Origin of the sequence: Chitinophaga agri (assembly GCF_010093065.1) — a bacterium.
Lineage (GTDB): Bacteria > Bacteroidota > Bacteroidia > Chitinophagales > Chitinophagaceae > Chitinophaga > Chitinophaga agri.
Genome location: NZ_CP048113.1, coordinates 3,523,881 through 3,549,586 on the forward strand (window position 1 = coordinate 3,523,881; position 25,706 = coordinate 3,549,586).

Below are 25,706 nucleotides of genomic sequence, written 5' to 3' on the forward strand. Positions count from 1 at the left end.
TGTTTTAGATTTTTCCGACTAAAAGCCGTTGTCCTATTTTGATATCAAATGATTCAAGATTATTCCACTGTCGCAGTTGCTCCACCGTTACATTGTAACGTTTGGCAATTGCATAGAGTGTTTCCTTGCTCTGGACCTGATGATACAATGAGTTGCCTTCCCTGATCGGGCCACCGGCTGATGGTGTGGCGACTGGTTGCGCAGGCGCAGTAGCAGGTGTTCCCGTCTTTGGCGGAGCCTGAGTTGGCGCTGAGGTGACAGGAGCCGCAGGCTGTGATGTTACAGGGCCGGCAGGCATTGTCTGTACCGGTGGTGCGGGTTCTGTAGACACCGGATTAACGGGTGTTGGTTCTTCCTCCTCCTCTTCTTCTGCTGTCTCAGGGGCAGGCGTCGTATTTGCCGGACGGGGAGAGACTGGCTGTGCCGGCGTGGCCGCAGGCGTGGTGGCTGGCTGACTGGCAGGCGTTGTAGTAGAAGATGCTGTATGCTCAGGTCTGGAAGAATAAACAGGCTGGGAAGACGTAGCAGGTTGTGTGCTCACGGGCTTTGTCTGTGCAGGTGTAGCCGGTTGGGTAGCGACAGGTTTGGAAGTAGCCGGCGCAGTACCACCGGTAGTCTTCACCTCACCTAACTTTTTCAGATCGTCTACCATACCAGCCGGCAGGTTATTCTGCGCAGCAGCCTGTTGCTGACGGCGTTCTTCATCGGCTTTCTGCATGGCCATTTCCTCCTGTCTTTCTCTTTCGATCTCTGCTCTTACATCATCCATGATCTTGCCAGGGTTCAGGTCACCTTCTGTCGGATCTTCAGGAGGCGGATTCTTAGCCAGTCTGGGCGTCTTATTGGCATAACCCGCCAATGCCAGTCTTTCACCGACTTCAGGCTCCTGTCCTTCCTTCATCTTGTTACGGCGGCGTAGCCAGCGAAGCTGTATACCCTCCACCTGGGCGATGTCGTACATCGTTTCACCAGGAGCCACAGTATGATAATCATTCTTACCGGATTTCCCCTTTTTCTGCAGGAAGATATAAGCATCCTTTTTCACGGGATTATCACTCTCAAGGTCATTGTAACGCACAATGTTCCTGAGTTTGATATCACGTTGGTTGGCCACCTGGATCAGTGACGTACCGGCAGGGACGACTATTACCTTACGGTCATTGATCTGGAAAATGCCTTTAGGAGCGTTGGCGATAGAGGTGCCGGAAGGTTTACTGGTAGCAGCCACCGGTGTGGTTGTTTTGACCGGGCCGGAGGCAACCATCTCGTCACCTGTCTTGGCACCATTGGTACCTGCTTTAGCGACACCTTCACCAGCGAGCGTGTATTGCTGGAGATTATAATCTTCAATGAGTTTGATGAGCTGTTGCGGATAAGTCGTACTTGTAGCGTATCCGGCCTGTTTAAGACCATAAGCCCATGACTTGTAATCTTCTTCCTGGAACTGAAAGAGGAATGCGTAACGGGGGTTATTTCTCAGGAACTCTGAGTGGTCTCTGTAAGAGTCCGCAGCAGAGGGGTACTTACGAAAGCATTCCTGGCGGGCATCATCGTCATATCTGACGCTTTCGCCTGTCCAGTTATTCTTACATTTAATACCGAAGTGGTTATTAGAGTTTTGCACGAGCCAGCCGTTGCCGGACTGTGTTTCCAGGATGCCCTGCGCTAGCTTAATGGAGGCGGGTACACCAGTGCGTTGCATTTCACTGATGGCAATATCCTTAAACTTCGCAATGTATTGTTGCGGAGTCTGGTTTTGTGCCTTCAGCAATGGCATGGCACCAAACAAAAAGCTACACACTAAAACGGATCTCCTTAGTTGCATGTACAGTGAATTTAATGGGTGTGGTTAGTCTGTGAGGTTAGCCTATCTTTCTAATGATCAGCAAACCGTCTCTGAGCGTTAACAATAACTGTTCCGCTCTGCCATCAGCCGCTACTTTTTCGCAGAAACTGATCATTGCCCTGGCATTATTACTTTGTTTTGATGGTTCCACAAGCGTCTCTCCATGGAAGAGCACATTATCTGCGAGTATAAATCCCCCCGGACGTATTTTGTCCCATACCTGGTCATAGTAGCGTTCATACCCTGCTTTATCTGCATCTATGAACACCAGGTCAAATGTTTCATCCAGCCTGTCTATAATTTCTGCTGCTTTTCCGATGTGCATTGTTATTTTTCCGGATAAGCCGGCCTCTTCGAAATAGCGGAGGCACATATCTTCCCGTTCTTCATTCACATCGATGGTATGCAACATGCCGCCGTCTTTCAGTCCCTGTGCGAGACAGATGGCCGAGTAGCCGGTATACGTTCCCAGTTCCAGTATACGTGCAGGCTGTAACATATGACTGACCAGGCTGAGAAACTGTCCCTGGAGGTGTCCGCTCAGCATATGTGGCTGATCCACTTTCAGATATGTTTCACGGTTCAGCCGTTTCAGTAATCCAGTCTCGGGAGTCGTATACTTTTCTGCAAACGCTTCTACAGCAGCAGGAATTATATCCATGTTGTATAATTTTTGCAAAAATATGTCAATAAATCCTAGAAGTTAGGACGCAGCTTGTTGGTTGTATAGAATACGCGGAAGTATTCCACCACTTCATCTGCGGTATCAAACAGCTTCAGCAGCCCCAGATCTTCGGGAGAAATGTTGCTTTCCTTTTCCATCATCGTCCCGCGGATCCACTCCAGGAGCCCACTCCAGTACTCACGACCTACCAGTACCATGGGGGTTTCAGTCATCTTCTTTGTCTGAATAAGTGTGGCTACTTCAAAGAACTCATCCATGGTACCGAAACCACCGGGCATCATCACGAAACCCTGAGAATATTTGGTGAACATGACCTTGCGGACAAAGAAATAATCAAAGTGCATGTTTTTATCGTAATCAATATAGGGGTTGGGATATTGCTCGTGGGGCAATGTGATATTCACACCTACAGATTTTCCTTTCGCCTCCTGGGCGCCTTTATTGGCAGCCTCCATTACACCCGGGCCACCGCCAGTAATGATACCAAAACCTTCCTCTGCCAGCCGTTTTGAAATATCATGTGCCAGTTCATAATATCTTGTTCCTGGTTTGGTACGTGCCGATCCAAATATGGAAATACAGGGGCCCATTTTTGCGAGAGATTCAAAACCATCTACAAATTCGGCCATGATCTTGAATATCTGCCAGCTGGAATGTGCTTTGGTTTCCGTCCAGTCTCTCTCTTTCAAATGCATTAAACGATCGTTCATTACTGAGAGTTATTTGATTCAATAATTGGGCTAAAATACTGAAAAACTGCCTAGCCACACGACCGGCAGCCCAATAAGTTGTGGTAATAATGCTTTATATACCGGAAAATTATGTGCAGATGCGTAGTGTGGAACTTGTGTATATCCCGGTCACTTTACCGGGAATTATGGCGTGAAGACGGATGCTTTGATAACATAAGGATGCCTGCAATGGAATACATTGCCGTCTCATATAGTCCGGAGGTTCATTAAAAAGAAGCAGGTAACTTGAAAGAAACCCGCTTAACATTTAACACGTTATGAACATGTAGTTGCCGTTGTTTGACATACCACATAATTTTTATCCATAGCTGGCCATAACGCATAACGTTCAATGCTTTGTTCCTTCCCGAATTTAATGATGTAATATTTTTTGCCGGCAATAGCTGGCGTGTACACAATACAGTGCTTTCATATAACGTGGTTTAGCTCTTCATAACGCACCCCTTGATTGGAGACAGGGGTAATTTTCATTTAAAATACAGATAATCTTTGTGATTTCCTAGAGAGAATTACGAATTGGGAATTAGGCATTGGGAATGGGCCTGACAGCGGGCGACTCCTGATCAATGTTTATATCGATGAAAAAGGGAAGCGCATATTAAAGCAAAGGGGCACTTCAGTATCTGAAGTCCCCCTTTGCTAATAAAGTAAAGATTAGGAATTAAATGTACATTTCACACTAACCAGGCAAGCTATCTCGCTGCATTTCAATTCCCAATCCTGATCGCCTAGAACCCTAACGATGCGCCCATTCTCAGGATCAGGCCATTCTGGTATGGTGATCTGCTATCCTGTAAGACATCATACAAAGCCATGATACTGAAGGCAGCACGGCTGCCGAGCGGTTGTGAATAACCACCCCCCATCAGCAAACTAGGCACTCCGTAGCTGTCTTTTACAACTGTTTTCGGATCCGTATCATAGTAGGTGCTCTTCAGATTTACATGGTTGTATTCCGGCTGAACGTGTATGAAGATCATATCCAGCGGATACACCCTTCCCCATAAACCTCCTCCGAAAATGGAGTATTGATTTCGTTGTCCTGTATTACCGTAGTAATCGCGAAAACGCTCGGAACCATATTGCGCATTAATAGCCAGTCCCGCAGCAAAGACCTGCGAGATGCGGTAGCCTACCAGTGGTGAGATGTTGATATTTGTGTAATCTCCGAACGCCAGTCCGAGCGAACCTCCGATGATCAGACGGGAAGCATCAAATTTCTTCTTACTGGTGGTGTCTGTTTTATAATACTGCGCCTGCGCCAGCTGCACAGCCGATAATAGTAAAAAACATAACAATAAACGTTTCATAGTACTGTTCCTTTTAAATGGTTTGTATCATCAATCAAAAATCTTCCCCCTGTTCAGTATATGGTTAGGATCGAACACGTGTTTGATCTGCCGCATCAGCTGCATTTCCGTGTTATCGAAAATAATGTCCATATAGCTTTTCTGTACCAGGCCTATTCCATGCTCTCCGCTGATGGTACCTCCCAGTTGTTTTACCAGCTGAAAGATCTCGCGGATACCTTCTTTTAGTGTACCATTCCATTGGTCTTCTGTCAGTTCTCCCCTGATGATATTCACATGCAGGTTACCATCACCTGCATGTCCGTAACACACTGAATGGAATCCGTATTTACGTCCTATATCTTTCACCCCTTTCAGCAGTACCGGCAATTCAGCTCTTGGTACTACCGTATCTTCTTCTTTATATACTGAGTTTGCCTTCACTGCTTCTGCCACTCTGCGGCGTAATTTCCATAACTCTTCTTTCTGCTGATGATCTTCTGCAAAGAGTATTTCTCCACAGTCGAACTCAGTGACCACTCCGGCAATCCCTTCCATTTCCTGCATCAGTACCTCCGGATAATTACCATCTACTTCAATGAGCAGATGCGCCTGTACATCCTCCTCTATCTTCACGGTGGTACTGTCTACATACCTGCTCACCCAGTCGAGTGCATCCCTCTCCATAAACTCCATGGCGGATGGCGTAAAACCGGCACGGAAGATAGCACTTACCGCTGCACAGGCATTTCCGGCATTCCGGAATGGCACCAGCATTAACAGGTTGGATTTCGGCAGCGGGATCAGACGGAGTACGATCTTGGTGACGATACCCAGTGTGCCTTCGCTACCTACCACCAGTTGTGTCAGGTTATAGCCGGTGGAGTTTTTCAGTACATTGGCACCCGTCCAGATCACATCTCCTGATGGCAGGACCATTTCCAGGTTCAGCACATAGTCTTTTACTACCCCATATTTAACAGCTTTAGGGCCTCCGGAGTTCTCTGCAATGTTACCGCCTATAAAACAGGAGCCACGGCTGCTGGGGTCTGGTGGATAGAACAGCCCTCTTTCCTTTACGGCATCCTGCAATACTTCTGTAATGACACCGGGTTCCGTGGTGACCTGCAGATTTCTATCATCCAGGTGTAATATCCTGTTGAAACGTTCCATGGAGATCAGTACACCGCCAAACTGAGGCAATGCGCCACCGCTTAGGCCGGTACCACCACCCCGTGGTGTAACGGGTAGCTTTTCCTCCTGGCACAACCGCATAATGCGGCTTACCTGCTCGGTAGTATCCGGTTTCAACACCACCTCAGGCAGGTAATGCAAATCTTCTGTTTCGTCGTGTGCATAGCTGTCCAGGCTTTCTGTATCAGCGAACACGTATGCTGGCCCGACTATCTCCCGAAAGGCTTCGAGATGCCGGGTATTGACTTTCGCAAATTCGATCATGTAACAAAAATAGGAAAAAGCACCCTGTTAAAAAGACGGACAAATAACTGACCGTTTAGCTCCTGAAAAACTGCGGTTAGGATAGAGACCGGTAAATACAATACCGACCTCGTAAGCGCCCCGGCGATTATTAAACTGCGCCAGTGAAGAAGTAGTTACATCATAGCTAAACATGATCTTAGCCCCCTTCAGCTGATACCCTACCAGGAATACGGCCGCATCATTCAAACGGTAATAGGCACCACCATACAACTGTGTTTCTCCATCTCCTGACAGATTATAAGCCACATTACCTCCGAATACGGTCTCAGAAGCATTGGCCTGCCTGCCGTAATAGGCAGAAGGATTGATGATGACCATATCACTGAGTTTCAGACTCGCATTCAGGAAAGCAATGTAACGACGGGGAATCTGGTTGTTACCGTCATAAAACGATTCTCTGGGTGTATTCACATGCTGGGCCGAAAACCCTGCGTTAATGTAAATATCATCAGTCGGAAAATAGGCATAGTTCATACCTACCTGCATATCAAAGTAGCCGATGCTTGTCTGACTGAAAGGCTCTGCGGTGGGTACCTGTGCATCAAAGAACTTACCATTCCACTGGTCACCGAAGGTCAGTTTGGTGACATCCACCCTTTTACTTGCAGATCCCACATTAAAACCAAGCGATAACAAACTGCTGTTTCCGAGCAACTGGTGATAGGCAATGGACCCATATACCTTGGTGGAAGTCAGGTTGCCACTACCTGCCACATCCCGCAGGATCACACCTCCAACACCTAACCAGCCATATTCCAGCCTGTCACGGAACAACTGGAAGTCTCCGAAAGCCGACATCGTTTTGTAAGGCACCGGTATACTTGCCCACTGATTGCGGTAGTTCACCCCGATACGATAGTTACCGTCCGGAATAAAACCGGTGTTGGCAGGATTGGTCGTCAACGGAGAGTTGAAGTACTGCGAAAAGTGCAGATCCTGTGCATGCCCCTCCAATGCTGCGGCTAACAACACCAAAAAACAACCGGCGATATGCTTTAAAATATGCTTCATATCATCATCTTAACAAGGTTACGCTTCCATTCTTGGATGCTGAAGTACCATCACTAAACTCTACGTTGATCACAAATGCATAGGCGTCCATAGGTTGAAGCGATCCTTTGAATGTTCCGTCCCATCCTATTAAAGCGTCATTTGTTTCAAAAACCAGCTGTCCCCAGCGATTATAAACTTTCATATTAAACCTGGAGATACCGAAGCCTCTTACCAGGAAAACATCGTTCACTCCATCTTTGTTTGGTGAGAATGCAGATGGAATATCAAACAGCGGTACTACGATAGCACTCACCTGCTTCAGGGCTGTATCCGAGCAGCCCGCGCTGTTTGTGGATATGAGATAGACATCGTATACGCCTGTCCTGTTATATTGATGAACAGGATTAACTTCCGTTGATCCCGTACCATCTCCAAACTCCCAGAGGAAGCTGACAGCATCTGCAGATGACTGGTTACTGAAGGTGGTCGGTGTATTTTCTGTCGGAGTAGTAGGTGAATAGGTAAAGTCTGCCGCAGGCGGCGCAAATACTGTTACCACCATCGACGTATCATCTGTACGGTTACAGGTGTTATTATCTACTGCCTGCATTGTTACTGTATATACACCAGGGGTATTATAAGTATGCACAGGATTGATATCTGTAGAAGTACTGCCGTCACCAAAGGTCCAGGTAAATGATTCACCACCACTTGTTGTATTCTGGAATTCAATTGTTGCCGGCACGCAGGTACTGTCAGGAGCTACGAAGGATGCTCTCACATTTGCTGCCACACGTAACGGTACCGTATCTATTTCCGGTGCGTTACAATAGTTGGTATCCACGAGTGTCAGTGTAGCGTTATACACTCCTTCCGCCTGGTATCTGTGCTGATAAGGGAAGTCATTCGGACCAACTGTTACAGGTGGCGTATTGTCCCCAAAGTTCAGCACAAATGAAGTAGTGGTAAATGGTATTGGAGGTGTAGGCGCAGAAAAAGTGAATTCGTATGCCAGCGATTCACATGGTGGCTGACGTACCGCCTGCATGTCAAAGTCGGCCCTGTCCGTACGGATACGTAAATCGAGGAAAGAGGTGTCACAACTGTTACAACTGGCGGGATCACACTTGATCAATGTTACACGGTAGTTACCCGGATTAACATATCTATGTTGAACAGTATCCTGTGTACCTGATACCGGAGCGGAACCATCGCCAAAATTCCATGTCCACGTTTGTGCAGGCGTGCCTGTTGTATCGATGAAAGTGATATCAGCAGGTACACAATAATGCGTCCTCCTCTCCTGTGTTTTGATACCTGCTTTTACACCATCCAGGTTAAAAGCGATCTTCAGCGCCCCCAGGTTACAATTGGGAGGTGCTGTAGTGGCATAAGCGCCCGGTGTAGTCGGGTAACGAGGTCTGAAGCCGGTTTCCGATACCGGACACCATGCACAGATACCCTGATAGATCACACCATTCCGGTCAAAACGGCTGGTACCACCATCCACATGTTCATACGTACCATTACCACCAAAATAGCTACCAAAGAGAATGTCAGTAGCATCTCGCTGTAATACGAAGAAATACATATCCTGTCCGTCGGTGGTACGCTGCAAAGGATTCTTCAATGGCATTCCCGCTGTATTGGAATTCGGATAATTCAGTGATACATCAATACCACCGCCCCATCCGGATACATACACATTTTCACAACGGTCTACCAGGAATGCTACCGGAGAAATACTCGGTGTACCGGCAGTCTTACCAAACGTAGTGGAATATACGAAAGCTGACAGGTCGGGTTGCAGCTTTGCAATGAATTGTTTTGAATTATTATTGAAGAAATTAGCTGTTCCGGTAGGCTGTACAATCGGCCAGGTACCTTCTGTTGTACCCATCACATATACAAAACCACGCGCATCCATCTGGATACCATATACCTGATCAGCAGCTACAGTGTTTGCACCCAGATAAGTGCTCTGTAAAATGCTGGTACCATCTGCTGCAATATGTGCGATAAAGCCATCACAGATACCACCACGATAGGTACCATACACCGGATTACCTCTTATAGGGAAGTTGTTACTGGCAGTACCACCGGCGACATACAATGAGTTACCATTGAGCGCCAGTACATAAGCAGCATCTTCTCTTCCACCACCGAGATAACTTGCCCACAAAAGGTTGGCACAATTCTGATCTATTTTCAGCAAAACACCATCCTGCACACCACCGAAGTTAGGCTGGAATACGCCGGCTGTAGTCGGAAATCTGTCTGAGCGCGTACAGCTGGCGACATAAATATTGCCGGTACCATCTATCACCACTTCACTACGGGCGTCATCTCCATAGTTACGGAGTAACACGGAAGCACCCAATGTTCTGTCCTCACGGATATTCACACCGTCATCTCCCGGGCTGGCCACGATCATGCTACCGATGATGCCAGTACCGGTGGCGTTCAGTTTTACTACGGCAATATCCCATCCGCCACGCGTACCTACGACCGTTGGTTGTCCGCGGTTAGGACCAGGAAAGTTACCGGAAGTCGTTCTGCCGGAAATCACCAGATTACCAGCCGGATCAACAAATAAGCTATGTGGCTGTTCTTTTCCACCACCACCGATATAGGTGGCATAGATCAGGTTACGGCCATTCGGAGAGAACTTACTGATACCGATATCGAAACCGCCATCTGCATATGTGCTTTGCACTGCGCCTGGTGTAACAGGATATCCTGTATTGAATACGATACCTCCGCCATAGAAAGCACCGGTGCCATCATAAGTGGCAGTGAACCCCCAGTTATCAGCCAATGATCCAGATACGGTTGAGAAGATATATGAAGGGTCAATGATCAGTGGATAATTGTTGTCGTATTTACCGGATATTTTAAAACGCAGTTTCTGTCCGCTGAGTGCATAAGACACTTTTACGGTTACACGTTCGTTATCGATATACTGATAAGCAAACGGCATTTGCTCTATCACGGTACCCACAGAAGTAGTGATCACCAGTTGCTCCTTCTTAATTTCAAGTTTATCGGTACCGGAATACTGTAACTGGATCTGGGAAGGATCAGCACCTGGTTGAACGATCAGATCATATTTGAGGACAGAAGATTCTGAATAGACCTGCATATCAATACCGGGATATAAACCCTTGTAATTCACCAGCTGATAAGACCTGACGTCTGATTTCCATTTGGAGGGATCATTACCAATAAAATAGTTAGCATAGCTTTCCGATCCCTTTTCAGCAGATATTTCCGGGTTACCAGCGTTCAGGAAAGTTACGTTATACGCATGTCCGCGTACAGTTGGCAGCTGCATTTCACCATCACCGTTACCCGCACCGGAAGATGCGCTGGCTGTAGTTACAGCAGCGTTACGGGAGGCATTATCATTGCGCGGTGCCGGGTCATGATGCCAGGTAGTATCATTGGTATGCGCATGGCCGTGCAGTTTCGCCGCCAGTTCATATCGCTGTTTTCTGTCTTGCAGCAGGAAGGTAAAACCAGTACGCTTCAGGAAGGCCGCACCTCCGCCCATATCTGTTTTATAAAGGAAATCTCCATCCCACTGTCCTTTATTCTCTGTGAACTGCAGCGGTTTATTATCGTAAAGTTCCTGTACCTGCACCTGCGCACTAGCTGTTACGCCTGAACAAAGCGAAAAAAGGAAAGCTAAACAGCCTATAGGGAAAGTAAAATTCAACGGAGTAGATTTAAAATGTTTATTCCTAGTTCTTTATCTCTATTACGTAATAACGCAGACGACGGTACATTTGTTACCGCAATAACAGCGCCAATTCAATTAATAGTATCATCCCAAAAACAACGGCAGCGACAATATTTTGATGGCGGAAAAATGCCGGAGTTTAATGAAGGCCATATACCAATTAGCCGGGGCGCATTTAGATAATAAACGTAAAAGTGGCTCAGGAAATTTTACTCCACTGAGATTTTCCTTGCTGAGCAGCAAGAAATTGCTGTAAGGATTGATTCTCAGGCATTGACAAGTCGGGGTCCTCCCCTAATATCTTCTCCGCACTGGCGCGGGCTGCTTCAAGGATGGGCCGGTCTTCTACAATATCAGCCAGTTTAAGGTCAATCAAACCACTCTGGCGGGTACCTTCTATATCTCCGGGGCCTCTCAGTTCCATGTCTTTCTCAGATATCACGAAACCGTCATTTGTCTGCACCATTACCTGGATCCTTTCTTTGGAATCGGCGCTGACCTTATTACCGGTCATCAGGATACAGAATGACTGTTCGGCGCCCCTCCCTACACGTCCGCGTAGCTGATGCAGCTGGGAAAGGCCGAAGCGTTCGGTACTTTCAATAACCATTACGGAGGCATTCGGTACATTCACCCCTACCTCTATCACGGTAGTAGCGACCATTATCTGAGTGTCTCCGTTTACGAAACGCTGCATATTGGTTTCCTTCATGTCCACTGGCTGACGGCCGTGTACCATGCTGATGTAATATTGAGGTTCAGGGAAAAAGGCTTTCACTTCCTCATACCCTTTCATGAGATTCTCGTAATCCAGTGTCTCAGAATCTTCAATCAATGGATACACGATATACGCCTGGCGTCCCTTCCGTATTTCATCTTTTATAAAATCCATGACCTGTGGACGCTGAAACTCGGTGCGGTGTACGGTCGTAATCGGTTTTCGGCCGGGCGGCAGTTCATCGATAACTGATACATCCAGGTCTCCATATACCGTCATGGCGAGTGTCCGGGGAATCGGCGTAGCAGTCATGACAAGTATATGTGGGGGTATTGTGTTCTTTTGCCACAGGCGGGCACGTTGCGCTACGCCGAAACGATGCTGCTCATCGACAATGGCCATCCCCAGGTTTTTGAAAATCACCTGGTTTTCCAGCAGGGCATGTGTACCGATGAGGATCTGTATCGTTCCTTCTTCTGTCTCCTTCAATATCTGTTTACGGGCTTTCCCTTTCACATTACCTGTGAGCAAAGCCACTTTCACCGGCATGTGCTCCAGTAGTCCGGCGATACTTTTATAGTGCTGCTGGGACAGGATCTCGGTAGGCGCCATGAGACAGGCCTGAAAACTATTATCTACTGCCAGCAGCATTGTCAGCAGGGCGACCATGGTCTTTCCACTGCCTACGTCTCCCTGGATGAGCCGGTTCATCTGTCTGCCGGTAGTGGTATCCTGCCGGATTTCCTTTAACACCCTTTTCTGGGCGCCTGTCAGTGAAAACGGCAGGTGCTCATTATAAAAAGTGGTAAATGCATCTCCCACACTATTAAAGACAAAGCCATGGGATGCCAGCTGTCTTTTGATCTTCAACCGGCAGATCCTGATCTGGGCAATGAACAGTTCTTCAAATTTCAACCGGCGACGTGCCATATTAGCATCTTCCTCATTGGCGGGCAGGTGTATTTTAAAGTGTGCTTTTGCCCTGTCCATGAGCCGGTATTGCTGCAGGATGGACACAGGTATATTTTCAGGTATCTCTCCCGGAGACATTTGCTCCAGCAGGGCCTTGGTAAGTTTGCCGATGGCTTTGGCTGTCAGCCCGCGGGCTTTCAGCTTTTCAGTGGTGTAGTATACTGGCTCCAGGTGTTGCTTTCCGGTGGCTGTTTCTTCTGTAACCAGGTCCATTTCAGGATGGGACATCTGCAAATAGCCATTAAAAACAGTCACTTTTCCAAATACGAGGTACAATACGTTCGTCTGCAATGACTTTTCCACCCACTGCCAGCCCTGGAACCATACCAGGGAGATCTCTCCGGTTTCATCACGCAGGGTCGCTACCAGACGTTTTGCACGTTTGTCACCTATGACTTCCATTCTCGTGATCTTTCCGCGTATCTGCACATAGTCCATCTGCATATGCAGACTGATAACCTTCTCCACTTTCGTGCGGTCCACGTATCTGAACGGGTAATAATACAGGAGGTCTCTAAAGGTATGTATAGCAGCTTCCTTACGCAGTAATTCTCCGCGTGCAGGCCCTACTCCTTTCAGGTATTCTATCGGGTTGGATAATATGGCGTTCCTAAAGTCCATTGTCGTCGATCCACAAACTGTTTCTCTTAAGCAGGCTACAAAAATAAAAGGTAAATAGCATATGCTATTTACCTTTCAGTAATTTATTGACAAATGTCGGTTACTCCGCTTCTACTTTACCGGCAACGAACTGCTTCATCCACTCAGTCGTTACAGATTTCGGTCTTTCCAGAGAGAACCCAAGGGCACGGTCCCAGCAGAGGGAAGCCAGTACACCCAGTGCACGGGAAACACCGAATAATACGGTATAGAATTCATATTCTACCAGGCCATAGTGTACAAGTAACGCACCGGAATGTGCATCTACGTTAGGCCATGGATTCTTCACCTTACCCAGGCTTTCCAGGATCGGCGGAACTGTTTCATATACCAGCCATACAATTTTCACCAGTTCATCATCTGCGAGGTGTTTCTTCGCGAACTCCATCTGTGCAGTGAAACGAGGATCGGTCTTACGCAGTACGGCGTGACCGTAGCCTGGTACTACTTTACCTTCTGAAAGGGTTTTGCGTACGTAATCTTCGATCTGCTGTTTGGTAGGGGTACCACCACCCAGTTCCTCACGCATTTCCAGTATCCATTTGATCACTTCCTGGTTAGCCAGGCCATGCAGCGGACCAGCCAGACCGTTCATACCTGCTGCGAATGACAGATAAGCGTCACTCAGTGCAGAACCTACCAGGTGGGTAGTATGCGCACTTACGTTACCACCTTCATGGTCAGCATGGATCGTCATATAAAGACGCATCAGTTCCCTGAATCCTTCGTCGTCGTAGCCCAGCATGTGAGCGAAGTTACCAGCCCAGTCCAGGAGACCATTAGGCTGAATATGAACGTTGTTCTTGTATTTACGACGGTAGATATATGCGGCAATACGTGGCAGACGCGCAATGAGGTCCATTGAGTCGTCGTACATATAGCTCCAGTAGTCTTTCTTATTCATCCCTTCCGCATATGCTTTTGCGAAAGTAGATTCAGTTTGCAGCGCCATTACACCTACGGTGAACATGGTCATCGGATGCGTGCTTACCGGCAGTGCATCGATTGCTGCAAATACGTGATTAGGTACATGAGAGCGGCGTGCCCACTGGTTAGACAGGTGTTGCACATCTTCTTCAGCCGGCAGCTCTCCAATCAACATCAGGTAAAATAATCCTTCCGGTAAAGGCTCAGCGCCACCTTTTACTTTCGGCATTTTCTCCCGCAGTTCCGGAATGGAATATCCGCGGAAACGGATCCCTTCATTTGCGTCCAGTAATGATGTTTCAGTCACCAGACCAGTGATGCCACGCATCCCCTGGTAAACCTGCGCCAATGTAACATCCTCTATTTTCTTATTGCCATGGTTCTTCACGAGGTCCTTTACTTCCGCATTGAGCTCATCGGCCTTTACCTTGAATTTTTCTTTTATATACCCCATTTTAAACTGTTGATTAGGTAATGTAACAAAAATCGGATCAATGGTCAAAAGTAATGATTTGTTGAAAAAGTTAGCTGCTTACAATCATAGTTTTACAGGTAGCAATAAACATCATAACTTTCAACCAACTGATTACCAATATACAACCAAGTAAATATTAATAATTACACTATTAATTAAAGAAATGTGAATTTTTTATTTCGGCGCTCTCAGGTATAGCCAGAAGGCGAGCAGGCCAAAGATGAAATTCGGGATCCACACGGCCAGTAGCGGGTTTAGATCAGCTTTCACCGAGAATACCGTGGAAAACTGCAGGAAGATAATATAGCTGGCACTGATCACAATTCCCACCGCCAGGTGCAGCCCACTTCCCCCTCTCACCTTCTTGGAGGCAATGATCCCGCCGATCAGCGTCAGGATCACGACGGCGCCGGAAGAAGCGGTCCGTCTGTATTTTTCAACGTAGAATGTATTGAGCCCCTCAGCCCCTTTCAGTTCCTCCCTGGCTATATACTTATCCAGTTCGGGTGTGGTCATGGCCTCCTGAATGTTACGTTCCTCGTACATCTCACTCGGATTCAACGGTATTTTGATCGTCGTATCCGTTTTAGACCACCACCGTTCTTTCAGCCCGTTAATGGAACGCATGGTCACGTAATCGAGCTTCCAGCTGCTGGTAGTTGAATCCCAGGTCACCCGGTCAGCTTTCATTTTGAAGCGGATGTTCTGTGCCCGGACATCCTCGTACAGGAAATTACCGCCACTTTTATAGTTGGGATCGTAGGAGCCGAAAGTCACATATGTGAAGCTGTCCACCCGGATCGTCTTATCATATATATTCAGCTGCGTTTTTTTCTTATGTACATATTCAGCTTCAAACTTCGTCCTGATCTTATTGGCGATCGGTACTGTCCATCTGTTTCCCAGCCACAGCAGTCCTCCAAAAAGAAAGGCGCCTACCCAGTAAGGGCGTAAAAAACGGCGGAAACTCACCCCACTACATAAAATTGCCACGATCTCTGTACGATAGGCCATTTTAGAAGTGAAGAAGATCACAGAAATAAAGATGAACAGGGGAAACAGCAAGGCGGCAATATGCGGGATAAAGCCGAAATAGTAATCTACCACGATCGTGTAGAAAGACAGATTGTTGGTCATGAAATCATCAATCTTCTCCGTCACGTCTATCACCACGGAAATGACGAGCAGGATCATGAGGGAGTAAATGAAGGTACCTATGAACTTACGTAGGATATACCAGTCTATCTTTGTCATATAACGGCAAGATAATATAAATCTAAAGTCTTTGTTTCAACTGTGGCACCATACTATTTTTCCAGGCGGCATAGTTTCCGGCAAGGATCTGTTTTCTGGCTTCCTGTACCAGTTCCAGATAAAAAGCGATATTATGGATACTTGCCAGCTGCATACCCAGGATCTCGCCTGCTGCAAATAAATGACGCAGATAAGCCTTCGAATAGCGGTTGCTGGCGAAGCACGGGCTGTTTTCATCCACTGGCGTGAAGTCAGTCGCCCATTTCTTATTCTTTATATTGATCACTCCGTTCCAGGTAAATAACATACCGTTACGTCCGTTACGGGTTGGCATTACACAGTCAAACATATCTACACCCAGCGCGATATTCTCCAGGATGTTCCAGGGTGTACCCACCCCCATCAGGTATCGCGGTTTCTCTACCGGCAGGATCTCACACACCAGTCCGCACATTTCATACATGTCCTGCTCCGGCTCGCCTACGCTCAATCCGCCGATCGCATTACCTGCACATTCACGGGCAGCAATTTCTGTCGCGGAAATGGTACGCAGGTCTTTAAAGGTACTACCCTGTACGATCGGGAACAGGGTCTGTTCATGACCATATACAGGCTGTGTTTCTGCCATACGTTTGATACAACGGTCCAGCCAGCGATGGGTCAGTTCCATTGATTTCTTTGCATAGCGGTATTCGGAAGGGTATGGCGGACATTCATCGAACGCCATTATAATGTCGGCACCAATGGTACGCTGGATGTCCATGACATTTTCCGGCGTAAAGAGATGGCGGGAGCCATCAATATGGGACTGGAACAGGCAGCCTTCTTCCTTTATCTTCCTGTTGGCCGCCAGGGAGAACACCTGGTAACCACCACTATCGGTCAGCATGGGTCTGTCCCATCCGTTGAACTTATGCAGTCCGCCGGCTTTTGACAATACGTCCATGCCGGGACGGAGGTACAGATGATAGGTATTTCCCAGAATGATCTGCGCTTTCACATCATCGCGCAACTGCTCCTGCGTCACGGCCTTCACACTACCTACTGTACCTACAGGCATGAAGATAGGCGTTTCGATTGTCCCGTGGTCAGTGGTGAGCACGCCTGCCCGGGCTTTACTGTTGCTGTCTGTTGTTGTCAGTTCAAAAATCATCTCGGTAATACTGAATGCTTGAGGCTATTCCTGCCATTTTCAGGGGGCAAAAATAAGGGGAAATATGCAGAACGCCGCATGCAGGCACCGGAAGCAATCAGCTGCTGTATTCGAAAAAGCAGACTTTGACTTCCAAAAATCTTTTTTTCCACAGGCTTATACAGATAATCAAAAACGTATATATTTGCTATGCTATGATGTATAACTTGGGCTTAGTAGCCTTTTACGCTTTTGCTACCGTGGCAGCCATACAAATATTGTATTACCTGATCTTCTTTTCCCGCGTAGCTTTTTATCGCCGTACCTTCGAGAATGATATCGCTCCGGATACAGAATGCTCTGTTATCATCTGTGCCAAAGACGAGGAGCTGAATCTTCAGAAAAATCTGCCGTCGGTCCTGCAACAGCGCTATCATGGCAAAAAGAAACCGGCTTACGAGGTGATAGTTGTCAATGACAATTCTGAGGACGACACTAAATATTACCTTCGTTCTATCGAACCAGGATACCCACATTACCGCCATATCGAGATCAAACAAGCCGCCAAGTTCATACCCGGCAAAAAATTCCCGCTCTCAATGGGCATCAGAAGTGCCAAAAACGAAAACATATTACTGACGGATGCGGATTGCAAACCTTCCAGCACCTATTGGTTAGCACTGATGAGCCAGGGATTTACCGATGGGAAAGAGATCGTCCTGGGTTACAGCCCATATGAGAAAAAGCCTGGTCTGCTGAACAAAGTGATCCGTTATGAGACTTACTTCAGCGCCTTACAGTACCTCTCCTTCGCACTCAGCGGTATTACATATATGGGTGTCGGCCGTAACCTGGCTTATAAACGCGAACTGTTCAACCGTCATAAAGGCTTTACAGCTCACCATCATATAGCATCCGGCGATGATGATCTGTTTGTGAATGCTGCTGCCAACCGTCATAACGTAAGCGTAGTGATCGACAAGCAGGCATTTACCTACTCAGAGCCAAAGACTACCTGGAGAAAATGGTTCCAGCAGAAGACCCGGCATATGTCAACCGGAAAACACTACCGTTTCAGCCATAAAGTGCTCCTGGGGTTATTCTCGCTGACACATTTCCTGTTCTACCCACTGTTCTTCGGCTGCCTGTTTTATGAGCCATTACGGGTATATACACTGAGCGTATTCGGTGGCAAAATGCTGCTGCAGTCCGTAATATCCTTTATGGCCATGCGTAAACTGGATGAGGGAGATCTTTTCAAGTTCAGCTGGTTCATGGATTTCTTCATGTTCATTTACTATTTGATCTTCACGCCAGCCCTGCTGTTCAAGTCAAAAAACAGATGGTAATAAGATCTTAAAAAATACATTGGCGGCCGTCTCAACAGAGACGGCCGTTTTTTATTGCGGCAACCTCTTTACATTTGCACCAATTTACAGCGCATAATATATCATGGAAATCGTACTCAAATACTTCTCAGACTTTACGGATACACAGTTACAGCAATTACAGGCATTGAGCGGCCTTTACCAGGAATGGAACGAGAAGATCAATGTAATATCCCGTAAGGATATTGAATCACTATACGAGAAACATGTACTACACTCCCTCAGTATTGCGGCTGTAGCCGAGTTCCCGGACGGTATGCAGATCCTGGACCTGGGTACCGGTGGTGGATTCCCGGGTATTCCCCTGGCTATCTTTTTCCCGCAGGTGAAGTTCCACCTGGTAGATTCTATTGGGAAAAAGATCAAGGTGGTGCAGGGCGTATCTGAGGCACTGGGCCTGCAGAACGTTACTTACCAACATACCCGTGTGGAAGAGATCAAAGACCGTAAATTCGACCTGGTCGTGTCCCGTGCGGTAGCACCCCTCAAAGATCTGTGGCGCTGGAGCAAACCAGTACTGAAAAAAGCCCCGGCCCACGAACAACAACCTGGCCTCATATGTCTCAAAGGTGGTGACCTCACCGAAGAAGTAGCCGAAAGTGGTGTACGCCCCCGCCTCACCAATATCTATAAGTTGTTCCCGGAAGATTTTTTCCTGGAAAAACATATTGTTGTGGTAAATAAATAACTGATAATCAAACTCCATCCTGAATCAGCGCTAAAAATCTTACAAAAACTTTGTAAACTGTAAAATATCGATCCGGTTTTTTCGTCTCCCTTAGTAAGATGAAAGAATTGCTCCTTAAAAAAACGCCTCTGGCTATGGCTGCAGAACAAAATGAGCGCATCCAGGAAACGGTGCGACAGGAGCGCAAACGCTTGCTTCACTTTATCCGGAAACGGGTGAACAATGTAGCTGACGCAGAAGATATTTTACAGGACGTTTTTTACCAGTTCACAGAATACTCAAGAGTAGGCAGTCAGATAGACTCTATCACCGCCTGGCTGTTCACTGTGACCAGGAACAAGATCACTGACTGGTTCCGTAAGAAACGTGAATCTACGTTTAGCGAACATACCCACGAATACGACGGAGAAGAAACGCTCTTCCTCTCAGAACTGATAGCTGACCCGGGTGCGCTAAGTGATGCGCCCATGACCCGTAAAGTAATAGCCGAGTCTATTATGGAAGCTGTTGATGAATTGCCGGAAGACCAGCGTTTTGTGTTCCTGCAACATGAGATTGAAGGCAAGTCCTTTAAGGAGATGTCTGCTGAAACAGGTGTGTCCGTCAACACTTTATTATCCAGAAAAAGATATGCAGTGCTGTACCTCAGGGAACGGCTGGCGGAACTGTATAAAGAACTTTTAAAAGATTAAAACATTGTATATGAGACGAGGTAACAAGGTCGCACATATATTCAAGTTTATATTCCTGGCTGGCCTGTTCTGTTTTGCGATCGGTTTTGCTGTGCAGTTCCTGTGGAACTGGCTTATCCCGGAACTTTTCCATGGTCCGGTGATAACGGTATGGCAGGCGCTGGGTCTCTGCCTGCTGGGTAAATTACTCTTCGGCTGGCATGGTGGCGGTGGTGCTCCCTGGAGTGCAAGAGCCAAGCAGAAATGGCGTTCAAAAATGATGGAGAAAATGGAGCATATGTCGGAAGAAGAGAAGCATAAGCTGCGTGAAAAGTTACGTAAATGTGGCATGGGCGCCCGCTGGGGACAAAACCCATTCAATGACGAACCTAAACAACCAACGTCCGAAACCAATCTGTAATGCATAGCATAGCCATTAACCACCTAATACCATTTGACATGATAGGTATATTCAAAACCAACATTGCCACCCGGGAAGACAGCCAGCATATACTGGAAGCGATCCGTGGACGATTTCAGGTAGGGCAGTGTCATGTAGATCTGGAAGATTGTGATAAAGTACTGCGCATCACTGAAATGAAAGTCCGGGAAGATGAGATGATCAGTTTTGTGAAGGGACAGGGGTTTGATTGTGATGTGCTTGAATAAACGCTTGTTTTTTTAGATAGATAGACTATAAAAAAACGCTGCTTCCTTTCCAGGAAGCAGCGTTTCCATTCTATCCACAAATACTATTGTTCAAACACGTTATTCCCCCGGTTCATATCGGCCATACGTTCACTCGGATCGATCTCAGCCGACCTGATCTCACTCAGCGGCATATTCACTTCCACTTCATACGTCCTGTTCGTCCATGGCCAGTAGTCATGCACCACACGCTGCATCTTTGTATCTTCATTCGGCTTGCTGCCAAACATGAGCGACATCGGCACATAATGCATCACCTGCTTGCCATCTTTACCTGTCACTACCAGATCGATCGGCATAGGCATGTTATCAACACGACGTAACCTGAAAATTGTTTTGCCATTGCTTTCATACACGCTATCAATACCGTAATCAATGTGCTTCAGACTATAAACGAAATACTGTTTATACCAGTCTAGCTGTAAGCCACTTTCCTTCTCCATCACACGAATGAAATCATTTACATTCGGATGTTTAAAACGCCATTCCCAATAGTATTTCAACAGCCCTTTATCACGCGCTTCCGCTCCAATGATATAACCCAGCTGCTCCAGGAATACAGCCCCTTTTGAATACGCTGTAATGGAGTAACCATAGTTGGTGTTAAAGTGATCGGAATGTGTACTCATGGGTTCTTCGTAACCGCTTTTTACCAGCGAGAAGTAGCTGCTGTATGCACTTGACTGCGCCGAAGGAGTCTTTGTAGAGTCAAGTGTATGATATACGACATTGTTCTCGCCGAAAGTAGTGAAACCTTCGTCCATCCAGGGATACAGGCTTTCATTTGTACCCAGCATGCCCTGATACCAGGTATGCATCCACTCATGACACGCCAGTCCGTACAGTCCTTCCAGTTTACCATTACCCATGATCAGCGTAGCCATTGGATATTCCATTCCGCCGTCGCCGCCCTGAATAAAGGAGTAGCTCTTATACGGATAAGGGCCATAATGTGCCTTGATATATTTGTACGCAGCAGGGATCATTTTCGCCAGCTCCGGCCATGTTTCCTTTGTCGTCTCATTTTCTATGTAGAAGAAATGCGCGGTGAATCCGTCTACCTGTTGTGTAATGTGCTTGTAATCCGGATCAGCAGCCCATACAAAATCGTGTACGTTCTGCGCAGAGAAGTGCCAGGTCAGTTTATTACCTGCAGGGCGTAACACTTTGCTACCCGCCATTTCATAGCCATAACCGATCTGGTTAGGGTTCTGGAGATAACCGGTGGCAGCTACCACAAATTTCTTATCGATAGAGATCTTCACATCATAATCACCCCATACACCGTAGAACTCACGTGCGATGTAAGGTGTAGGATGCCAGCCTTCATAATCGTATTCACACATTTTAGGATACCACTGTGCCATGGAATAATCCACCCCTTCCGCGTTATTGCGGCCGCTACGACGGATCTGCACAGGCACCTGTGCTTCAAACTCCATATCAAATGTAACAGTCGTATGTGGCAGTATCGGCCTGGCCAATGGCACTTCCAGGATAGTGCCTATGACATTATATGTCTGTGCTGCACCATCTCTTTTCAGGGAAAGTATCTTCTGATAACCGATCTGGTCAGGCTGCAGTTTAGAGATACGGTCGGTTACACGACCATCCCAGTCACGTCTTTCGTTACCGTTCTTATCTCTGTACAATACTGTCTTTCCCAGCTCGCGGCTACGCACGTCCATCATGCTGCCTGGCTGAAATGCATTCCAGTACAGATGATAAAACACCTTCGTCAGTGTATCAGGCGAGTTATTGGTATATTGTAATTTCTGCTTGCCGCTGAAGCGGTTAGCTGCAACATCCATGTTGATGTCCATATTGTACTTTACTCTCTGCTGCCAGCGGTCAGACTGGGCATTTGCACCTTGCCAGCCAGCAAAAAAAAGACAAGCCAGCAGACATTTCTTAACTGTCATTTGCATCATCCTGCGTTCGGTTTATATTTATGAGTTGATGAATGGTTTACGATTTGCCTTCGACGATCAGGACGATTTCCCCTTTTACGCCTTTCTCATTAAAGTAGTCATGTACTTCCTGTAACGTGCCCCTTTTATTCTCTTCAAACATTTTAGTCAGTTCTCTGCTTACGCAACACTGACGCTCTGGTCCGAAGTAGGTGATCAGGTCTCCCAGGGTTCTCACCAGCCGGTGTGGAGATTCGTAGAAAACCAGTGTACGCTCATCCGTGGACAGTTCAGTAAACAAAGTATGCCGTCCTTTCTTCAATGGCGGGAAGCCCTCGAAGGAGAAACGGGTCATAGGAAGCCCGCTGTTGACCAGTGCAGGCACAAATGCGGTAGCCCCCGGCAAACATTCCACAGGCACACCTGCACGCACACACTCACGTACCAGCAGGAAGCCCGGATCAGATACGCCAGGTGTGCCCGCGTCGGTGATCAGGGCCATGGTTTTCCCGGCCTGCATCTGTTGTACCAGGTGTTGCAGTACTTTATGTTCGTTATGCTGATGGTAAGGTGTAATGGGCTTATTGATATTGTAATGCTTCAATAGCACCCCGGATGTACGGGTATCTTCCGCGAGTATCAGTGCGGCTTCTTCCAGCACTTTCACAGCGCGGTAGGTAATGTCGGCCAGATTGCCTATAGGAGAAGGAACGAGATATAATTTCATACAACTACGAATTACAAATTACGAATTACGAATGAAATGTAGCGATGATCATAGATGCTATAAGCTCATTCGTAATTCGACATTCGTAATCCGTGATTGCTAATATGTTACTGGATAGTTACTTCAAAAGACTCCATTACCTGGTTCGCCAGCAGCTTCTGACAGGCGTTCTCCGCCATTTGCCTTGCTTCTTCCTGGTTGGCAGCCTCTATCTGTAAAGTGATGTGTTTGCCAATTCTTACGTCATGTACATTATTGATGCCCAGGTTCTTTAATCCAGTCATTACTGCTTTCCCCTGAGGATCCAGTAACTCCTTTAACGGCATCACATTAATATGTGCAGTAAACGTCATTTTCTGAAAATTTTGACGCAAACCTAAGATATAAATCCCAAAAAACCACTACTTAACGGCATTACCGGTAGGTGGTTTGGACACCAATGATAACAGCACGTAACAGATAAATACGAACGGTACCGTAGCAAACTGCAGGAACGGAATACCGATCAGTGACAATACTACCAGTAAAAAACGGGCCCAGTTCGGTTTTAGTTGTAAACTCTTGAATTTCAGACTGAGCATAGGAATTTCCGCAACCATCAGGTAACACAGCAGCGCAATAATGACATACAATACCCAGATGTTCTGCAGCCAGTGCGCCAGGTTAAAGGGATTGTACAGGATGATCAGCGGGAAAGACGCCACCAGTAGTCCTACAGCAGGTGTAGGTATACCAATGAAGTTCTCTGACTGACGGGTATCCAGGTTGAATTTGGCCAGTCTGTAAGCTGCAAAGCATGGGATCAGTAATGCAGGCGCCAGGTTTACATAAGATACGTCAAATACATCCGGCATGCCCATGTATGCGCTTTTCAGCAGGCGGAAGAGCATCATACCCGGTACCAGTCCAAAACTGATCACATCTGCCAGAGAATCCAGTTCACGGCCAAAAGGAGACTGCAGCTTTAGCCAGCGGGCTGCCAGTCCGTCGGTAAAGTCAAATAAGGCTGCCAGTACCACCATTGCGGATGCCCAGTAAATAGGGGCAGGATTGGTGATCATGTACTCCGCGCCATTAAATTCCGCTCTGTACTCCGGAGAATGCAGGATGTAAATAACGGCCAGTGCACCACAAAACAGGTTGCTGAGCGTAAGGATATTAGGAAGTTGCTTCATCTGTATTCAAGCCGATCGTCTATGGAGTCACCTCCATAGACGATCGCATGGTTTAGCATTAAATATTTAGTAAATATATATACTATTTCTTCATCAACGACTCTATCTCGTCAGCCGTAATAGGAATATTCTTCATCAGGTCAATATTCCCTCCCGCTGTCAGCCATACATTGTTCTCTATACGGATGCCCATTTTCTCTTCCTCAATATAGATACCCGGCTCAATGGTCATCACGGAATTTTCCGGTATCGGCTGGTGGAAGGACGGTCCCAGGTCATGTACACCTACGCCCAGGTGATGGGAAATACCATGATACAGGTATTTACGGTAAGCAGGTACTTCAGGGTCCTGGTTTTTGATATCTTCCTCTTTTAACAGTCCGATCCTGACGAACTGCTTACCGGCTTCCACGCCAACCATCTCATGGTATTGGGCAATCGTAATACCCGGACGCAGGATAGTTTTGCAGTAGTTATGCAGGTGCAGGCAGGCATCATATACCTCACGCTGACGGGCAGTGAACTTACCATTGACCGGCACAGTACGGGTAAGGTCCGCATTGTACCCACCGTAGGCAGCACCAAAGTCCATCAGTATCAGTTCGCCATCCTTACATTCCTGGTTATTGAAGATATAATGGAGAATACGTGCGCGGTCGCCACTGGCAATGATAGAACCATATGCCTCTCCATCCGCCCTGTTACGCAGGAATTCATGCAGGATCTCCGCGTGGATCTCATGCTCCCACACACCAGGACGAATGAACTGCAATAAACGACGGAAAGTCTTTTCAGTAATATCTATCGCATGCTGGAGTACCTGTACTTCTTCCGGTGTCTTCACCGCACGCAGTTTCTTCAGGATCACAGCTGCACGCAGGTAGTTGTGCAACGGATAACGGCGCCGCATCTCTTCCGCGTAACGGTAATCTCTTACCGGTACCAGACTTGATTTACGGTTATTCTCGTTGGTATTCAGGTAAATATTGGTCACATCGTGGATCCATGGCTGCAACAGCCCATCCAGGGTATCCAGCCAAACGACCGTCGTAATACCGGAAATGGCAAAAGCCTCCTCCTTACGCAATCTGTGACCATCCCACTTTTCTTTCAGCTCGTTAGGACGTACCAGTACCAGTACTTCCCTGTATTTCGGGTCCGGATTATCAGGATATAAAATAACCATCGTATCCTCCTGCTCAATACCGGTCAGCCAATACAGATCTGCATTCTGCTGGAATTTGTGCAGTGCATCCCCATTGGTAGGCAACTCATCATTGGAATTAATGATCGCAATGGAATCCGGTTGCATTGCCGCAATAAAACGCTGGCGATTCTTAATGAAGATCTGTGAGTCTAATGGTAAATTTTTCATATTCTTATTTTACGGTGGCAATGAAAAATGCGGGTCAAACCTACTTAATTTTCACAATACCACCCCTTGTCTCTTTTGCAGCCAAACTGTTAATGTTTGTATAGCGCTTGTTCGTCGCT

The 25,706-nt window shown here is 47.0% G+C and carries 21 protein-coding genes; 5 read left to right on the forward strand and 16 right to left on the reverse strand.

What is annotated here, in order from left to right; all coding sequences use genetic code 11:
* Positions 1-4: 4 nt before the first annotated feature.
* The 11 genes from GWR21_RS13890 to tgt form a co-directional block, all read right to left on the reverse strand.
* Positions 5-1,825 (reverse strand): glucosaminidase domain-containing protein, encoded by a 1,821-nt coding sequence (locus GWR21_RS13890; RefSeq protein ID WP_162332328.1) that lies wholly within the window; start codon positions 1,823-1,825, stop codon positions 5-7.
* A gap of 37 nt (positions 1,826-1,862) precedes the next feature.
* Complete coding sequence (locus GWR21_RS13895; protein WP_162332329.1) at positions 1,863-2,507, reverse strand: O-methyltransferase; 645 nt, start codon at positions 2,505-2,507, stop codon at positions 1,863-1,865.
* 35 nt (positions 2,508-2,542) lie between these two features.
* Entirely contained in the window at positions 2,543-3,241 is a 699-nt protein-coding gene (locus GWR21_RS13900; RefSeq protein ID WP_202929087.1) for an LOG family protein, read from the reverse strand.
* Between the two features lie 770 nt (positions 3,242-4,011).
* Positions 4,012-4,593 carry a hypothetical protein gene (locus GWR21_RS13905; protein ID WP_162332330.1) on the reverse strand — a complete coding sequence of 194 codons (582 nt, stop codon included), beginning with the start codon at positions 4,591-4,593 and terminating at the stop codon, positions 4,012-4,014.
* Between the two features lie 30 nt (positions 4,594-4,623).
* Entirely contained in the window at positions 4,624-6,030 is a 1,407-nt protein-coding gene (locus tag GWR21_RS13910; protein ID WP_162332331.1) for an FAD-binding oxidoreductase, read from the reverse strand.
* Positions 6,031-6,057: 27 nt separating this feature from the next.
* Entirely contained in the window at positions 6,058-7,083 is a 1,026-nt protein-coding gene (locus tag GWR21_RS13915; protein WP_162332332.1) for a PorP/SprF family type IX secretion system membrane protein, read from the reverse strand.
* 4 nt (positions 7,084-7,087) lie between these two features.
* Complete coding sequence (locus GWR21_RS13920; protein ID WP_162332333.1) at positions 7,088-10,783, reverse strand: DUF7948 domain-containing protein; 3,696 nt, start codon at positions 10,781-10,783, stop codon at positions 7,088-7,090.
* 223 nt (positions 10,784-11,006) lie between these two features.
* Complete coding sequence (gene recG / locus GWR21_RS13925; RefSeq protein ID WP_162332334.1) at positions 11,007-13,118, reverse strand: ATP-dependent DNA helicase RecG; 2,112 nt, start codon at positions 13,116-13,118, stop codon at positions 11,007-11,009.
* Positions 13,119-13,218: 100 nt separating this feature from the next.
* Positions 13,219-14,586, reverse strand: coding sequence for a citrate (Si)-synthase, eukaryotic (locus tag GWR21_RS13930; protein WP_238430363.1), 1,368 nt, complete (start codon positions 14,584-14,586; stop codon positions 13,219-13,221).
* A 147-nt stretch (positions 14,587-14,733) separates the two neighbouring features.
* Complete coding sequence (locus GWR21_RS13935; protein ID WP_162332336.1) at positions 14,734-15,813, reverse strand: LptF/LptG family permease; 1,080 nt, start codon at positions 15,811-15,813, stop codon at positions 14,734-14,736.
* 22 nt (positions 15,814-15,835) lie between these two features.
* Entirely contained in the window at positions 15,836-16,966 is a 1,131-nt protein-coding gene (tgt, locus tag GWR21_RS13940) for a tRNA guanosine(34) transglycosylase Tgt (protein ID WP_162332337.1), read from the reverse strand.
* A 194-nt stretch (positions 16,967-17,160) separates the two neighbouring features.
* Between tgt and GWR21_RS13945 the strand changes: the two genes are divergently transcribed.
* The 5 genes from GWR21_RS13945 (at position 17,161) to GWR21_RS13965 (ending at position 20,361) form a co-directional block, all read left to right on the forward strand.
* Entirely contained in the window at positions 17,161-18,294 is a 1,134-nt protein-coding gene (locus GWR21_RS13945; RefSeq protein WP_238430364.1) for a glycosyltransferase, read from the forward strand.
* Positions 18,295-18,397: 103 nt separating this feature from the next.
* The gene (rsmG, locus tag GWR21_RS13950) at positions 18,398-19,021 is read left to right on the forward strand and encodes a 16S rRNA (guanine(527)-N(7))-methyltransferase RsmG (protein ID WP_162332338.1); all 624 of its coding nucleotides are present in this window, start codon (positions 18,398-18,400) and stop codon (positions 19,019-19,021) included.
* A 134-nt stretch (positions 19,022-19,155) separates the two neighbouring features.
* Positions 19,156-19,713, forward strand: a complete 558-nt coding sequence (locus GWR21_RS13955) for an RNA polymerase sigma factor (RefSeq protein WP_162332339.1) — start codon at positions 19,156-19,158, stop codon at positions 19,711-19,713.
* A gap of 10 nt (positions 19,714-19,723) precedes the next feature.
* Complete coding sequence (locus tag GWR21_RS13960) at positions 19,724-20,113, forward strand: hypothetical protein (protein WP_162332340.1); 390 nt, start codon at positions 19,724-19,726, stop codon at positions 20,111-20,113.
* A gap of 38 nt (positions 20,114-20,151) precedes the next feature.
* Positions 20,152-20,361: a hypothetical protein gene (locus tag GWR21_RS13965; RefSeq protein ID WP_162332341.1), complete on the forward strand. Its 210-nt coding sequence runs from the start codon at positions 20,152-20,154 to the stop codon at positions 20,359-20,361.
* An 83-nt stretch (positions 20,362-20,444) separates the two neighbouring features.
* On the opposite strand, the gene GWR21_RS13970 is transcribed toward GWR21_RS13965, so the two are convergent.
* The 5 genes from GWR21_RS13970 to GWR21_RS13990 all read right to left on the reverse strand — a co-directional run bounded on the left by GWR21_RS13970 (position 20,445) and on the right by GWR21_RS13990 (position 25,587).
* Positions 20,445-22,331 (reverse strand): M1 family metallopeptidase, encoded by a 1,887-nt coding sequence (locus GWR21_RS13970; RefSeq protein WP_162332342.1) that lies wholly within the window; start codon positions 22,329-22,331, stop codon positions 20,445-20,447.
* Positions 22,332-22,368: 37 nt separating this feature from the next.
* The gene (gene rsmI / locus GWR21_RS13975) at positions 22,369-23,037 is read right to left on the reverse strand and encodes a 16S rRNA (cytidine(1402)-2'-O)-methyltransferase (protein ID WP_162332343.1); all 669 of its coding nucleotides are present in this window, start codon (positions 23,035-23,037) and stop codon (positions 22,369-22,371) included.
* A gap of 107 nt (positions 23,038-23,144) precedes the next feature.
* On the reverse strand, positions 23,145-23,390 hold the full coding sequence (gene purS / locus GWR21_RS13980; RefSeq protein ID WP_162332344.1) for a phosphoribosylformylglycinamidine synthase subunit PurS: 246 nt from the start codon (positions 23,388-23,390) through the stop codon (positions 23,145-23,147).
* 48 nt (positions 23,391-23,438) lie between these two features.
* Entirely contained in the window at positions 23,439-24,212 is a 774-nt protein-coding gene (locus GWR21_RS13985) for a CDP-alcohol phosphatidyltransferase family protein (protein WP_162332345.1), read from the reverse strand.
* Between the two features lie 82 nt (positions 24,213-24,294).
* A complete protein-coding gene (locus GWR21_RS13990) occupies positions 24,295-25,587 on the reverse strand; it encodes an aminopeptidase P family protein (RefSeq protein ID WP_162332346.1) in 1,293 nt (430 codons plus the stop codon).
* Between the last annotated feature and the right edge of the window lie 119 nt (positions 25,588-25,706).